Below are 15391 nucleotides of genomic sequence, written 5' to 3' on the forward strand. Positions count from 1 at the left end.
TTTCTTTCTTACAATCCATTCAAGGGTTCATCCTTTTCCCCGCTGAAGCGCATACACCCCCGGCCGGCAGCTTTGGCCTGATACAAAGCCTGATCGGCATGGTACCAGAGCTGATCAAACTGTTGTCCCTGCTCCGGGAACCGGGCGGCGCCCAGACTGGCGCTGACAGGAATCGTCAGTCCTTGCTGTTTTCGAAGCGTTTCCCAGACACTCATCAGCCGGTTGGTTTCCTCTATGATCCCCGTGGTGGAAAGCGGATTGATTTGATCCCGGTCCGATCTGAGATAGAGGATGAATTCATCGCCGCCGATCCGTCCGCTTAAGGCGTCAGGGAAAACGGCGAGGATCGCCTGGCCCAGCGTTTCCAGCACCTGATCGCCCAGCGGATGTCCCATCGTATCATTGATCTGCTTAAACCAGTCGATATCCAGCATGATCATGACGCCCGGGCGGCCTTCCTGCATTGCCGCGCTGATCTGCGCTTCAACCCACCGGCGGTTCAGCAGCCGCGTCAGCGAATCATGCCGGGCATTGTATTCCATCCGGCGGTAAGATTCCTCCAGCGCACGTGTTTTCTCTTCCACCAGCTGTTTCAGCTGACGGTTGGATTGTTCCATCAGACGGTGCGGAAAAAATTCATCCGTCCCCTGTTCCGGATCAGGAACCGACTGATGTACATGCAGAACCCGCCATTGATTGCCCATCTGACGCAAAAGTATTGTAAAGCGGAACCGGCCGATGAATTCCAGCGGATTCTCGGTCTGTTCCCGAACCCGCAGCTCGCCGATCACAAGCGTGCAGTCGGCGCTGACCGGCTGACTTTGATACCACTGATCCTCAATGATAAACGCCGTTGTCCGCGCGCTGATTTCCGCGGCGATCTTCTGCACGAACATCTCAAAGCTGCGGCTGACCTCATGTTCGCCGGTACCGATGATTGTCGTTTCCGGCAGAAAACAATGATCCAATAAAGTATAATTTTGTTTTTCCAGATATTCATGCCAGAGATACCGGCAAAAAGTTTCGGGGGAAGGCAAATTTTCCATGCGATCAACTCCTTGATTTTTCAGCCTTGCTTACGAACTTGTTTCATCCGGTCGACCGGGCAATGAAATTCCCGGCCTGTCGTTCGGTAAATCCTGAAATTTTATTGCTTCTGTGCGTTTTCAAAAACTTGTTTTGTTCGATTCTTGAATCAGCTGTTTCTATTATAACGAACTTCCGGATAAATGTCTTTAACGAGAACGGTAAATCCGGCGCTGCCCGCCGGCTTCCGGATCTGCCCGGGGTAAATCAGGCTCGGCCTGCCAACTTCCCGATACCGCTTCCGCAACTTTCAACGGGAAAGCGAGAAATGGACAGTTTCCGCTTTTTAAGCTACAATCAGTACCAGGAGATGAGCGAGATGTCAAATTCCCGGATTTCGATTTTCTGGGCGACGCTGCGGCATGGGCTGCAGATGCTGGGACTGCTTTGCGCCGCGACGGTTGTCGGCCTGGTATTCCGCCAGCTGGGTTTCCCGGAAACCAATATCGTCCTGTTATACCTGCTCGCCGTGCTGCTGACGGCCTGGATCACCCGCGGCTACGGTTACGGCGTCCTGGCGTCGTTAGCCGCCACGCTGATCTTCAATTACTTTTTCACGGCTCCCTACTGGTCGCTGTCTGTCGATGATCCAAGCTACTGGATCACGTTTGTGATCATGACCGTCACCGCCTTCATCACCAGCGCTCTGACTTCCAAAGCCAAGCTCAGCGCCCGGCGCGCGATGCAGCGGGAACAGGAGATCAAAACCTACTATACGCTCAGCCGAAGGCTGAACGAAGAAATTGAATTACCCCAGATCGCACGGCTGGCTGCTGAGGTCCTTTCCAACGCCTTGAACACGGAAATCAGCTGTCTGTGCCTGAACGAAAGCGAACAGCCGGCATCGCTTTACCGCGCTCTGCCGGGGCAAAGCGCCCTTTCCCTGCCCTGCGGCGATCTGACGGTCGGGAAGGAAAGCCGCGAAACTGATCAAAGCGAAAAAACCGTCAGTCTGCCGTTACAGAACAAAGGGGTGCAGCTGGCCGTTTTGCGGATACCGGCGGAAACCATGAATTCGATGAGCGAATCGGACCGGCAACTGCTTCAATCGTTAAGCGAAATGATCACGCTGGCGATGGATCGCTTCCGCGCCGCAAGACAGAAAATCCGCTCGGAAGAAGAAGCGGCCCAGGAACGGTATCGAAGCAATCTGCTGCGGGCGATCTCCCACGATTTGCGCACCCCGCTCTCAGCGATCATGGGCACCTCGGAAATGATTCTCGGCATGAGCGAAAACGACGATCCGCGCCGCGCTCTGGCATGGGATATCTATCAGGACGCCGACTGGCTGCACTCCCTGGTGGAAAACATTCTCAGTCTGACCCGCATTCAGGACGGGCATCTGAATTTGCATCTGGAAAAAGAAGCGGCGGAGGAAATCATCGCTTCCGCTCTCGATCACATTGCCAAGCGGGCGCCGCAGCGGATGATCAACGTTTCCATTCCGGATGAAGTGCTGATGATTCCGATGGATGGCAAATTGATCCAGCAGGTTTTGATCAATCTGCTCGACAACGCCTTGAAGCATACTCAGCCGCAGGATGAAATTACGCTGACGCTGCGGCGTGATCAGAACGAGGCCGTTTTCACAGTCCGGGATGGGGGCGAGGGTATCGCGGACAAAGACCTCGCGCATATTTTCCAGACTTTTTACACGACGCGCACCCGTCAGGCGGACGCGCAGCATGGCATCGGCCTGGGCTTGACAATCTGCGAATCTATCGTCAAGGCCCATCACGGCACGATCAGCGCCCGCAACCGCACGGATTGTTGCGGCGCGGAATTTACATTCCGGCTGCCTTTGGAGGAATCACAATGAACAAGTTTACAACCCGGATCCTGATCGTCGAGGACGATCCGCAGATTCGTAATTTTATCAGTTATGTCTTGAGCGCCGAAGGCTTTGCCAGCGACAACGCCGCAACGGCGCAGAGCGCGATGACGCTGCTGGCGGCGAATGTTTATGATTTAATGCTGCTGGATCTGGGACTGCCGGATTATGACGGCATGGATGTCATCCGCAAGGTGCGTGAATGGTCGGAAATCCCGATTCTGGTCGTTTCCGCCCGTGATCAGGATCAGGAAAAAGCCCAGGCGCTGGATCTGGGGGCCGACGATTATCTGACCAAGCCGTTTTCCACTACCGAGCTGATGGCGCGGATCCGGGTAGCGATCCGGCATGCGTTCCGCCAAAACACAGTGGCGGTCCAAAAGGTGCTGACGGTCCGCGAGCTGTCGCTGGATCTGGAAAAACGCCAGGTCACACTGCGAGGCCAGCCGCTGCACCTGACGCCGATGGAATACAATCTGCTGAGCCTGTTTCTGCGCAACAGCGGCAAGGTCTTAACGACCCGCTATCTGATCAGCTCGATCTGGGGCAGCGGATATGGTGAGGATACGCAGGCACTGCGGGCCTTAATGGCCGGGCTGCGGCGCAAGATTGAGGAAAATCCCGCGAAGCCCCGCTACATCGTCACCGAAATCGGCGTCGGCTATCGGCTGGTGGATCAGGACATGCAGAAAGGATAAAAAGCAATGCAGAAAATACAAACACAGGAAGCGCTGGCCGCGCTGAAAAATGGTGAAATCCTGTTGACCCGGCAGGCGGATCAGGTGCAGTTTTACGCGCTGGTGAACGGGCGGGTCCGGATTCAGAATTCCAACAGCCGCTTCACGTTAAGCATCGAGGAATGGCAGGCCTTGTTCTTCAAAGAGGAATTCTGGCTTTATGAACCGGTGGAAACGAGCGAGATCTCGTTGGAAAAAGACGCCGAATATTATGGCTGGAATCATAAATAATTCAACTTTCAAAGCAACAGTTCGACACAAGAGCTGGTCATAACGAAATGCCCGATTGGACTCGCAGGAAATCATCCGGCGTTGTTGCGGTGCGTGGAAAGTCCGTCATGGGGAAATGTCCGGTTGGACGCACTTTCTGGTAAATTCAGAAAAACGCGCCTTTAAAACGAGCGCAAAGAAAGTGGTCGATCAGGACTGCATCAAGGCCGCTGGAAACGAAATGGATCGTTTCCGGCGGTCTTTTTTCATTCAGCTTATCCCCAGCGGCTTTGCTTTTTAAAGCATAATGTAAAAATCGCCATGAAAAAAACACCGGAGTTTGACAATCCCGGTGTTTTTCAATCATTCTTCATTGATCCCTGACGCTCGCTTCAAACGATACAGACCATTTCTAAAAGCGCAGGAAATTCAGCCGGCCTCTCAGAACGCTTTCTTATAGACCTCCAGCACCAGCTCAAAGGTGCATGGGCGCGGATTGCCGCCGGTGCAGACGTCCGCCATCGCCGCTTCTGCCAGCGCTGGCAAATCTTCTTCCTGAACACCGATTTCTTTCAGGGTCTGCGGGATGTTGACATCCAGAGACAACTGACGCACCGCGTCGATTGCCGCCTGACGGTATTCGTCTTCCCTCATCGCGTCGACTCCCTTAACGCCCAGGACACGGGCAATTTCACGGAATTTCTCGCCGGTGTAATCCTTGTTGAACTCCATGACATACGGCAGCAGCACCGCGTTGGCAACGCCGTGCGGAATGCCGTAGAAGGCGCTTAATGGATGCGCCATGCCATGCACGACGCCCAGACCGACGTTGGAGAACGCCATGCCGGTCATATACTGACCCAGCGCCATGTCTTCGCGGCCCTTCGGATCATTGTTGACCGCGGCGCGCAGCGAACGGCCGATCAGCTCGATCGCCTTCAGGTTCAGCGTATCCGCCAGCTCCCAGGCAGCCAGCGTCGTATACCCTTCAATCGCGTGCGTCAGCGCATCCATACCGGTGGAAGCCGTCAATCCCTTTGGCATGCTTGACATCATCTCCGGATCGACGATCGCCACAGCCGGCAGATCGTGCGGATCCACACAGACGAACTTCCGGCGCCTGGCTTCGTCGGTAATGACGTAGTTGATCGTCGTTTCCGCGGCCGTACCGGCAGTCGTCGCCACCGCGATCATCGGCACTGCTTTATTTTTCGTAGCGGCCGTGCCTTCCAGGGAGACCACATCGGCGAATTCCGGATTGTTGATGATGATGCCGATCCCCTTGCCGGTATCCTGCGGCGAACCCCCGCCGATGGCGATCAGATAATCCGCGCCGGCTTCCTTGAAAGCCGCGACCCCTTCCTTGACCATATCGACAGTCGGATTGGCTTTGACCTTATCATAGATGGCATACGGCAGCCCTGCCGCATCCAGCAGATCAGTGACCTTTTTGACGACGTTAAACCGGACCAGATCCGCATCGGTGACGATCAGCGCCTTGCGGAAGCCGCGGTTTTTCACCTCGTTTACGATTTCGTTGACTGCGCCGTAGCCATGGTAGCTTGTTTCATTTAACATAAAGCGATTTGCCATATTTGATTTCCTCCTTCGCTTTCTTTACTTTCATTGTAAATAAATTAACAAAGGATTCAAGTGACACTTTGACAAAAATGGTACAATCGGATTTATTCCAGTTCTGTATCCCGCAGCATTGCCCGCAGCTTTTCCGGCTGAGCGTCGATCAACAAATCCACAATCGTTTCCGGGCTTTCCTTTGCCCCCTGAATCACCCATTTCACCGTCATCTGCATCGAACCCCGGCAATACATCTCAAGCAGAAACTGAATCTGGGGCGTCAGCGGCTGCTGCGTCTTCTGTTCGATCCATTTTGTATAGAAATCCAGAATGCATTGATAATCATAGTGCATCAGCGAATTGTAGTCCTGCGAACGAAAAGCCTGAGAAAAAAATGTTTTTTCCTGCCGGATAAATTCGAATTTTTTTAACAAGCCTTCCCGCAGCGTGTACTGGACGCCCATCAGCTTAAACGACTTCTGAGCCAGCCGTTCAAAATACCAGTTAACCAGATCGTATTTGTCCTGAAAATGCCGGTAGAACGACTGCCGGGTCGTATGGGCTGACTCCACAATATCCCGCACGGTGATTTTATCCAGAGGTTCCGTTTCCATCAATGTCTTGATCGCCTCGGCCAGCCGGTACTTCATCATTTCCTTTTCCGCCATCCTGACTCATCCTTTCGCTTTGCCTGTTCGCTTTCATCATAAAAAAAAACGTGCTCTCCGTCAACCGCCGCCTCCGCCGATTTCCTGATTTTCTCATTTGTCAGCGTTCTTTTTCCTCACCTTCCCGCTCTGGCTTAACGAAAGACGCGCGTTTTATCCGATGGGAACCCCCGGCAGATGCTGTCTTTTTCTTTTGTCCGCCAGCTTTTTTATCCTTGAACCGGATCTCATCCTCACGCCATTCTCACACGCCGCCGGTTCTTTCTCACACAAAACTCACAGCTTTCACGGTATTCTATTCCCGTCAAGATGAAGCGGAGGTGTTCATGATGAATGAAATCGCAAATCCCATGACGTTGGAAGCCTTAACGGAAAGTATCCGGACTGCCGTCCGGCTGCAGGATTACGCCGGCGGAGAACACGAAATCGCCGAAGCGATGCGCATGCATCCTCATTCGCCGGTCCCGCACAACCTGATGGGCATCCTGCTGGCCAGCCATCATGAGCTGTTGGCCGCCATGAAACATTTCCGGGCAGCCGCGGCCCTCGATCCCACTTATATCCCGGCCCGCTGCAATCTGGAGCTGTGCGCCTCGTTTACCGGTCAGGGGAATTTCGCTTATTCCCCAGGCGACTGCCAGAGCGTTCCAGCCTGGAATCCATGGAAGATCGTCTATGACGAAAAAGGGATCGGTCATGTAGTAAGGAGGAAACATTCATGTTAAGTATTCATGTCAACTGGCTTGGCAAATCCAAATTGACGGTGATCGTCGGCTGCGGGCGGCTGGGTTCCACGCTGGCCGACCAATTATCGGACGAGGGCAAAAACGTAATTCTGATCGATCAGAACGAAGCGGCATTCCGCAAATTATCGCCGGCCTACGCCGGACTGACGTTAGTCGGCGACGCGACGGACGCCGCCACTTTGAAGCAGGCTGAAATTGAACGGGCGGATCATCTGGTCATCGTCACCAACAACGACAATACCAACATCATGATCGCGCAGCTGGCCCGGGAATGCTTCCAGACGCCGCATGTGATCTGCCGGCTGTATGATCCGCAGCGGGAATGTGTTTACCGGGAATTCGGGATTCAGACGATCTGTCCGACCGCGCTGTCGTCTCTGGCGATCGAACGGCTGTTAAACAATCCGGCCAGTCTGAATCAGGCGGGTCAGGAAGGAGGAAATTGAACATGAAGAAACGAATTCTGATTGTCGGCGGTTTTCATAAAGCGCAGACGTTGGCGCGGTCGTTTCTGGAAAAAGGCTACGACGTCACGGCGATCAATAAAAACCCCCTGCATTGCCGGGTTCTGGCGCAGATGAGCGATTTGACGGTATTGACCGGCGATGGCTCCAAACCCTTCGTGCTCGAAGACGCTCAGGCGGAAAATGCAGATATCGCGATTGCGCTGACGCCGCGGGATGACGACAATCTCGTGATCTGTCAGCTTTGCAAGAAACAATTCCACGTCCGCAAGACAGTTTCACTGGTAGCCAATCCGGAAAAAATCAAATTTTTCTACCGGATGGGGATCGATTCTGTCGTCTGTGCGTTGTCTGCCATTACCAGCATTGTGGAGCAGCAGACCTTTCTCGATGAATTTACAACCCTGCTTCCCCTGGGAGATGGCGAGCTGCGGATTTCCGAACTGCGGCTGCCGGCTACCTCTCCCGTTATCGGGAAGACGCTCAGCGAAATTCAGCTCAGCCGCGACGTCATCATCGCGACGATTCTGCGTCAGGATCAGCCGCTGGTTCCGCATGGAGATACGAAGCTATTAGCGCAGGACGTCCTGATTCTGATCGCCGCCGCCAAACAGGAAGCCGCCGCCGTCAGGGTGCTGCAGGGCAAATGAAAAATTCAGGATGGAGCCGGCTGCGGCATGGCGGCATTATCGGCAAATTTATGATGTTGTGCGGCTTGCTTTGCGCCGTACCGATGGTGACGGCCTGTTTTTATCCAACCCTGCCCAAAGAACTGGAAGCCTTCGCGCTGCCGGCTGGAATTTCGCTTTTGGCGGGGTTGTTCAGCTGTTGGAAAGGGGCGGCGCAGGATCAGGAGGAACCACGTCCGCAGCTGATTCAAAAAGGGGGATTCTTCGTCTTGTTCGCCTGGCTGTACGGAATTTTCATCGGGGCGCTGCCCTTTGTTTTAGCAGGCCGGTTAAACTGGATTCAAAGCTTGTTCGAATCGGTCAGCGGCTGGACGACGACCGGTTTATCCGTGCTGGATGTGACGCAGGTTTCACCGATATTTCTGTTTCACCGGGGCTTTATGCAATATTGCGGCGGTCTGGGCTTCGTCATGGTGATGACGTTGTTCATCCAGAATAAACAAAGCATGAACCTGTTTCAGGCTGAGGGACATTCCGATCAGCTTACCCCGAATCTGGGCCGGACTGTGCGTTTGATCGTGTTGATGTACACAACCTTCCTGGCGCTGGGCGTCGCGGCCTATGTCCTGGCGGGCATGAATTTCTTCGACAGTCTGATCCATGCGATGTGCGCCTTATCCACCGGCGGATTCTCCACCCGCGCGGAAAGCATCGGCTACTATCAAAGTCCGCTGATCGAATTCATCACGATCGTACTGATGGTGATCGGGACGACGAACTTTGCGGCGTTGTTGCTGCTGGTGCGCAGACAGGCGCGTAAGTTTATGGCCGTCAGCGAAGTCCGGTTTATGGGACTGGTGCTGGCGATGGCAATTCCTCTGACGGCGCTGGTGTTGTTCTTTGCGGCTTACGCCGATCTGCCCGGCAGTTTCCGGATCGCTTTCTTCGAGGTGGTTTCCGCGTTGTCAACTTCCGGTTTTTCCACAGTCGGTTATACGCAGTGGCCGCAGGCCGCGGTGTTCGTACTGATCGTCATGATGTTGATCGGCGGCGGAATTGGTTCGACGGCCGGGGGTCTGAAACTGACGCGGGTCTATCTGATGCTGCGGGGGCTGGGTGAAAGTTTGCGCCGCAGAAACGCGCCGGCGGGCGCCGTTTCCTGTATGTTTTTTAAGCGGCCGCAGGGACGGGTAGCCATTGATCAAAAGTTGTTAGCAGATACCGCAAATTTTGTTTTCTGTTATTTTCTGATTTATCTGATTGGAACGTTCTTGTTGATGCTGACGGCGAATTGTTCGTTGATCGAAGCGATGTTCGATTTTTCTTCCGCATTGGGGACTGTCGGGTTGTCAATCGGCATCACCGGACCGGCGACGCCTGCTTTGGCCTTGATCGTGGAAATGGCGGGAATGCTTTTAGGGCGGTTGGAGATCTTCATTCTGCTCTCAGGGATCCACGCGGGGTTCCTTCGCTTAAAAAACGCGGTTTTCCAATAGCGGTTTTGCTTTGTGAAAGCGAAAGACGCCGGCCTTGAGAAGAAGTGGAAAGACAGTTTCTCCGCTTTCTTTCCTCTTGAACCTGCTTCTTTATCTTGAGAATCAACCAGGTCTGTTCTATAATGAAAACAAGTTATAGCAGCGCATAATCAGGTTGAGCGTTTCGACTCACAGCCGTAAATTGTGGATTAGAATCCGTAAGGGTTGGAATCTGCGTTTACGGCTTTTCAATTCATGCCCGCTTTCATTTCAAACTGCGTCAGCGCAAAGGAGAAAATCATGAATTATCAAATTTTAGATCTGGAGACCTACAAGCGAAAGAGCCATTTTGAATACTTCAGTCAGTTGGCTTATCCCTATGTCGGCGTGACCGCTGACGTCGATATCACAAAGTTCCACGCCAAAATAAAAGAACAGCGCCTGCCGTTCTTCCTTTCCTTCTGTTATTGCGCCGCCCAGGCCGCAAATGCCGTTCCGGAATTCCGCCAGCGGATTCTCAAGGGGCAAATCATTCAGTTTGATCGCTGCCGGACTTCTCATACCGTCGCGCTGGAAGATGGGACATATTGTTACTGCACGCTGGATTATTCGCTGCCTTTCCCCGACTTTTTGCCTTATGCGCAAAAGATGCAGGAGGCGGCAAAGCAAGGCGGATCGATTGCGGAAAACGAGGAAGACACGCTGGATTTTTTCTACATTTCCACGCTGCCCTGGATTTCATATTCCGCATTGATTCAGCCGGTGCCGATCCCCGCTGACAGCAATCCCCGGATCACCTGGGGCAAGTTCTCAACGCGGGATAACCGGCTGGTTCTGCCAGTATCCGTGTTATGCCATCATGCCTTAGTCGACGGCCGCCATCTTGGGCTGTTTTATCAGGCGCTGGATCAGGCCTTAGCCCAGCTGTGCGCCGCTCTGTGACGCTGATCGGTCACGCCTCGAAGAAACCGGCGTTTCTTGTCAACCAGCCGCCAGTCCAAACTTAAGCGCCGGAAGCCGCCCCGCAGGGACGGCTTCAATGACAGATCCAATCACGATTGTTGATCAACATCGCTGCCCTGAGTGATTCAAAGATTTTCCAGTCCTTTACTCTGTGTCACCGTGAGCTTCTGCCAAAAGAAATTGAAACCAGAAAATTCACGCTGACAAAAGACGGCACTCTTCATCGTTTCTTTTTCACACTTGAGGTTCGCGAAACAATTCCATCATTTCAGTGAACGAAATCAAACTGACATGGTCCAGCGTTTCCGCCATCTCGCGGCAGCCTTGCGTAAAACCGGTCTTCGCAAATAAAAATAAGTGAACTTCTGTGTAAGAAAACAGCTGGCTGCGGCTGACTAATGTTTTTAACACGCCTTGATCGACCTTTTCATTCGTCCATTTGCATTCACCGAACAAGGCCGTCGTTTTATCCTGAACGCCCATAATGTCAATTTCCGTCTGTTTTTTTTCGCGGGGATCCGTTCCCCACCAACGACCCAGCTCTGAAAAAAACACAGGTGATCTGCCTGCCAGAAGCAATTTCCAAAGATATTGCATACAGATCTGTTCAAAAACATTTCCCATGTATTCTGATAAATAGGGCTCGATCCGCTTAAAAGCCAGTTCTTTCGCTCCGCGGGAAATAATTGAGCTGTTCTGTGGAACAAACCGGTACCAGAACCGGAAAAGATTGTCGCTGATCACATAGACGGCCTTTCGGGAAGCCTGATCACCATACGGTATTTCCTTTTGAACCCATCCCAATCCTAACAGATTCTTCAGATAGGCGGCACAGACATTCGTATTTTCGCCAACCTTTGAAGAAATCTCCGACAAACGGGAAGCCCCGTTAGCGATTGCTGAAATGATCGCATTGTAAAGGGCAGGTTCACGAACTTCTTGTTTCAGAAGATTTTCCGGCTCCTCAAATAAGGCGGACGTCGGATCTAAGAATGTATTCTTAATATTTTCAGCGACGCTGAGCCGATCGTCAATCTGAAGCAGATACTGAGGCGTCCCGCCCACCGCTCCGTAAACAAGCGCTTGTTCTTCAGCAGAGTAGCCGGGGAAACAGCGGCAGACTTCTTCAAAATCAAACGGCAGGATCTTCATTTGAGCTGTTCTCCGGCCATAAAGCGGAGCCTTGTATGCCAAAACATGATCTTCCATATAAGACATCGAGGATCCGCACAAGATAAGCATAAGTTTAGACGTTTCTTTATATTGATCGATCAGAAGCTGGAGCGTGGAAGCTAAGCTGGCAGAAGCTCGGGCTACATACGGGTATTCATCAATGACCAAAACCAACCGCTGATGTTCGGCAAGTTGAAAGACCATTTCTAAAGCTGCCTGAAAGGAAAGAAACGTCGTCTCAGCCTTGAACCCTGTTTCCATTTCCAAAATACTGCGGCTGAAATTCTCTAAATTCTGTTTAGCATTGCTTTCCACACCCATAAAATAAATGGCTTTTTTATCGTTGATAAACTGATTGATCAACGTCGTTTTGCCTACCCGGCGGCGGCCGTAAATCACGGCAAATTCAAAACGATCCGATTGATAAAGCCGATCTAAAGCAGCGAGTTCACGAGTTCTGCCAATAAACATCCGGTTCTCCTCCTTATCCTTTTAATTCACTATAAAGTAAATGATAAATTTAGTCAAGTATGATTTGGCAAATCGTATCTGAGTAATTTTGTTGATAAGAAAGGTAGGCGTTTACTGCGGGTTCCTCGGCTCGCGGTTGCCTTTGATCGTCAGTTCCATGGATTCCAGCTGATGAAACACGCATTCCACTTCATCCTCAATCTGACTGCGGATCGCTTCCGAAAACGGTTCAAGAAATTCCGCGATCGCTTTGTCATATTGATTTTTATACTTTGTGTTCAGCTGTTTCCAGTTCACTGCCCGAAACCAGGACAAACGTTCTTCATGAATCTTCAGCTGACCTTGCATCATCATCACGGCCAGAATGGGATATCCTGGATAGTGCTGCCACAGTGTCGCGTTGTCGTTGCTGGAATAGCCGTTTTCCAAAAACTTGACCGTGTACCGTTTGGCCTGATCCGAGGAGAGAACATAAGCGCGGTCGGCCCGCATGTCAATCCGCTGATCCGCCACCGCGCTCAGCGCTTCATAAATTTTTGATAGAGGGGGATTTTTTTCCATGCTTGACTCCTTTATTTTTATTCTTCTATTATACCCTGTCCGCGAACGCTGCGGACTTTTTTACTCAACTCGCCTCGGATTCCGCGCTGACGCCTTCCTTCAGGAAACGATTCAGACGGCGGTTTCTGACAAACGGCAGGTAGAGGATCAGACAAATTCCCTGACCGATCGCTGAAAGCAGGCCCAGAGCCAGGCTTTCGCCAAAGAAACCGAATGCCAGCGTCGAGATCAGCCGGCCTGCCGTCATGATCGACGTTTCCAGCGCGACTAACCGGCCGCGCATCTGTTCCTCGCAGCCCAGAATCATCGCCGAGGAAACGATGATGTTGCCAATCGAATTGAACAGATTGGCAATCAGATACGAAACGCATACTAACGCCGGATTGCGGCTCAAGGCGGTGATGAACGAGGCGATTGTGCCGATGATCATCGGCAGTAAGCTGCACAGCTTATCGCGCAGCGGTTTGGGCAGCATTCCGGGAATAAACGTTCCGGCTACCGCGCCGACGCTGCCGAAGGTCAGATATAAACTGTAAAATTCATCGGCCAGTCCCTTCTGCTGCAAAAACGGCAGCGTCACCGAGGATAAGCCCGATACCAGTACGTTCCAGGCTAAAAGCAGAAGCAGCAGATCGCGCAGGGACGGATTGCCAAACGTGATCTGTAAGCCCTCTTTAAAATCGTTGAAAAAGGAACTTGACGCTGAGACCGGGACTTCGGTCGGCCGCAGCGTGATGAAGCATTCCGACAACGACGAAGCCCAATACAGCACGCCGTTGACGATCAACAAAGTTGCCGGCCCACACATCAGCGCCAACAGGCTGCATATTCCCTTGCCAGTCAGGTTGATAACCATGAACAATCCTGTGTTCCACGACTGTGCCTTCATGAACTGGCTGCGTGAAACGACAAGCGTAAACGCGGCCGTTGCGGCTGGATTAAACAGCGCGTTGCACAGCGCCATCGCCGCCGCGCACAAAATCAGCACCGGCACTGACAACGCTCGTCCCCAAAACCAAAGTCCGGCCAGCACCAGCGTCACTCCACGGATAAAGTCCATCAGCACCATCATCCTTTTCTTGCTTCGCCGGTCGACGATCGGTCCCAAAAACGGCGTGATCAGCACCGAAACCGCCATGCTGATGGAACTCATAACGCTCATCATCATCGTCGATCCCGTCTGTTTGTAAACCCAGATCCCGGCCGCTATGCTGAACAGCACATCGCCAAAGCCGGAAAACAGGTTGCCCTGAAGCAAAAGCAGATAGCTGCGGTTGCGCAGCAGCGGCTTTTCGTTCTCCTGCCTTGGTTCCTCCCCCTGTCCTTCTTCCACTTTCTTTGCGGCTTCATCCGTCAATGCCTGCGGCATTTCTGCTTTCATTTCTTTCTTTCTCATCTTGATCACCCGGATTTACTATAACAAAAACAGGACCCGCAAGTCCTGCCTTTATCCATTGATCCAAATTTCGCGGATCAGCGCCGGTTTCCGCCGTTTTGTAATCCGCTCAAAATTTGCCAGTCCTTTGTAGCTGCCGCTCTGCTGCACCAGCGTCAGCAGTTCGTCATGGAGCAGCGGAATCAACTCCTGCGGACGGTAGACCGTGTCTTCAATCTCCGGCAGAATCTCTTTCAATATTCGCTGCTGCAGCAAGCCCGGCGCTTCCCCAGTCTGCTTCGCTTCATAATACCGGTAAACGGCCAGGGTTCCGGGCGTCGTCCAGCGGTCAAGATAGACCTGCGCCAGTTTCAAAATCCGCGCCGGATCCAGAGGACAGCGAAATAAATGCGGCAGATAGTACAACGCCAGATATGGCGCCTGGGCTAACGCCCGGTCGATCCGCTCCGTCCCCCTCTTTGCGCCGCCTTCGCACAGGCACAGCCCCAGCTCCATCCAGCCCTGACTTGTCAGCTCCTTGGGCAGCGCTGCCAGCGTTTGTTCGAATGATCCGCTCCTGCGGAATGCGTCGTCCTGATCAAATTGCTTCCAGATCCGAAAACGCATAACCTCTGTGAGGGTACGCACGGAATCCGATAATGGATACAAGCCGCTTAACACCTGATTGAAGCAATCCAGGGCTTCCGCCTTGCGGTTCAGCGCGGATAGGAAGGTGCCCTTGCGGTGCAGCCAGATCCCGTCGTGCGGCTCACACTGCTCCAGCCGTTCCAGTAAGGTTTCGGACAGTTTCCGATCCGTCCATTGATTGATGTTGATCTGCCAGAATAAGACGATCATCATGACATATAAATCCTCATCCAGCACTTGAGCCAGATCAAGGTACATGGAAATCTGATTTTTCAGCTTCGCATCAAATTCACGGTAGCGGATATACAACGGTTTGTGCGGCTGCGTATCCGGAAAGGCAAGATGTTCGATGATCAAGGACAGGCATAGCTGCAGCTCCATCGTGATCACCTGCGTTGTCAGCGGCAAGGCTTCGATATCCGTAAGCAGCTCACCGAGCGCTTTCTGATCGAACTGTTCGTAAGCCTGCTTCAGCCGCTGGATTCGTTCTTTACGCAAATCAACCTGTTCGGGTTGTTTTAACGGCGTTTCGCCCAGTTTTCGAAGCAGCAGCTCCAGCCGTTCTTCATCCTGAATTCCCTGGCCCTGTTCCAATTTATATAACGTCATCCGCGAACAAATCGCTTCTCCCGTCTCATCGAGGATAAATTGATCCTGCGTCCAGCCGCCGGCCGGATCTTCCATTAAGCGCTGACGGCGGTGAATGCCGATCAACACCCCGGCTACGCGTTTTGTTTCTTCCTGCATACACAGCCCTCCTCTGTCGGCTTCTTAAGGCT

At 52.6% G+C, this 15391-nt stretch carries 15 protein-coding genes; 8 read left to right on the forward strand and 7 right to left on the reverse strand.

Going from position 1 to position 15391, the window contains the following annotated elements:
• Positions 1-8: 8 nt before the first annotated feature.
• A complete protein-coding gene (locus tag AC5OW4_RS00325; protein ID WP_493676497.1) occupies positions 9-1046 on the reverse strand; it encodes a diguanylate cyclase domain-containing protein in 1038 nt (345 codons plus the stop codon).
• 359 nt (positions 1047-1405) lie between these two features.
• On the opposite strand from AC5OW4_RS00325, the gene AC5OW4_RS00330 reads away from it, so the two are divergent.
• The 3 genes from AC5OW4_RS00330 to AC5OW4_RS00340 are packed head-to-tail and all read left to right on the forward strand — an operon-like array spanning position 1406 to position 3885.
• A complete protein-coding gene (locus AC5OW4_RS00330) occupies positions 1406-2905 on the forward strand; it encodes a sensor histidine kinase (RefSeq protein WP_493676498.1) in 1500 nt (499 codons plus the stop codon).
• Entirely contained in the window at positions 2902-3615 is a 714-nt protein-coding gene (locus AC5OW4_RS00335) for a response regulator (protein ID WP_493676499.1), read from the forward strand. Before AC5OW4_RS00330 ends, AC5OW4_RS00335 begins: the two co-directional genes overlap by 4 nt.
• A gap of 6 nt (positions 3616-3621) precedes the next feature.
• A complete protein-coding gene (locus AC5OW4_RS00340) occupies positions 3622-3885 on the forward strand; it encodes a hypothetical protein (RefSeq protein WP_072683096.1) in 264 nt (87 codons plus the stop codon).
• 420 nt (positions 3886-4305) lie between these two features.
• Here the strand turns inward: AC5OW4_RS00340 and fucO are convergent, their stop codons facing one another.
• A complete protein-coding gene (gene fucO / locus AC5OW4_RS00345; RefSeq protein ID WP_195395740.1) occupies positions 4306-5457 on the reverse strand; it encodes a lactaldehyde reductase in 1152 nt (383 codons plus the stop codon).
• A 92-nt stretch (positions 5458-5549) separates the two neighbouring features.
• A complete protein-coding gene (locus AC5OW4_RS00350) occupies positions 5550-6107 on the reverse strand; it encodes a TetR/AcrR family transcriptional regulator C-terminal domain-containing protein (RefSeq protein ID WP_072683093.1) in 558 nt (185 codons plus the stop codon).
• Between the two features lie 329 nt (positions 6108-6436).
• Here AC5OW4_RS00350 and AC5OW4_RS00355 point away from each other — a divergent pair, with 329 nt between their 5' ends.
• The 5 genes from AC5OW4_RS00355 (at position 6437) to AC5OW4_RS00375 (ending at position 10363) form a co-directional block, all read left to right on the forward strand.
• Positions 6437-6832, forward strand: a complete 396-nt coding sequence (locus tag AC5OW4_RS00355) for a hypothetical protein (RefSeq protein WP_493676500.1) — start codon at positions 6437-6439, stop codon at positions 6830-6832.
• Complete coding sequence (locus tag AC5OW4_RS00360) at positions 6826-7299, forward strand: potassium channel family protein (protein WP_493676501.1); 474 nt, start codon at positions 6826-6828, stop codon at positions 7297-7299. The genes AC5OW4_RS00355 and AC5OW4_RS00360 overlap by 7 nt, the downstream gene beginning before the upstream one ends.
• Before the next feature lie 2 nt (positions 7300-7301).
• Positions 7302-7967, forward strand: a complete 666-nt coding sequence (locus AC5OW4_RS00365; protein ID WP_195395743.1) for a potassium channel family protein — start codon at positions 7302-7304, stop codon at positions 7965-7967.
• The gene (locus AC5OW4_RS00370; RefSeq protein WP_493676502.1) at positions 7964-9442 is read left to right on the forward strand and encodes a TrkH family potassium uptake protein; all 1479 of its coding nucleotides are present in this window, start codon (positions 7964-7966) and stop codon (positions 9440-9442) included. The genes AC5OW4_RS00365 and AC5OW4_RS00370 overlap by 4 nt, the downstream gene beginning before the upstream one ends.
• A 279-nt stretch (positions 9443-9721) precedes the next feature.
• On the forward strand, positions 9722-10363 hold the full coding sequence (locus AC5OW4_RS00375) for a CatA-like O-acetyltransferase (RefSeq protein WP_072683088.1): 642 nt from the start codon (positions 9722-9724) through the stop codon (positions 10361-10363).
• Between the two features lie 255 nt (positions 10364-10618).
• Here AC5OW4_RS00375 and AC5OW4_RS00380 read toward each other — a convergent pair whose 3' ends face one another.
• From AC5OW4_RS00380 to AC5OW4_RS00395, 4 genes are all read right to left on the reverse strand, one after another.
• On the reverse strand, positions 10619-12028 hold the full coding sequence (locus tag AC5OW4_RS00380; protein WP_072683087.1) for an ATP-binding protein: 1410 nt from the start codon (positions 12026-12028) through the stop codon (positions 10619-10621).
• Positions 12029-12139: 111 nt separating this feature from the next.
• Positions 12140-12589, reverse strand: coding sequence for a UCP014422 family protein (locus tag AC5OW4_RS00385; RefSeq protein WP_072683086.1), 450 nt, complete (start codon positions 12587-12589; stop codon positions 12140-12142).
• A gap of 64 nt (positions 12590-12653) precedes the next feature.
• The gene (locus tag AC5OW4_RS00390) at positions 12654-13985 is read right to left on the reverse strand and encodes an MFS transporter (RefSeq protein WP_083538356.1); all 1332 of its coding nucleotides are present in this window, start codon (positions 13983-13985) and stop codon (positions 12654-12656) included.
• A gap of 51 nt (positions 13986-14036) precedes the next feature.
• On the reverse strand, positions 14037-15359 hold the full coding sequence (locus AC5OW4_RS00395; protein ID WP_072683084.1) for a hypothetical protein: 1323 nt from the start codon (positions 15357-15359) through the stop codon (positions 14037-14039).
• Positions 15360-15391: the final 32 nt, after the last annotated feature.

It is taken from the genome of Holdemania sp., assembly GCF_986127675.1.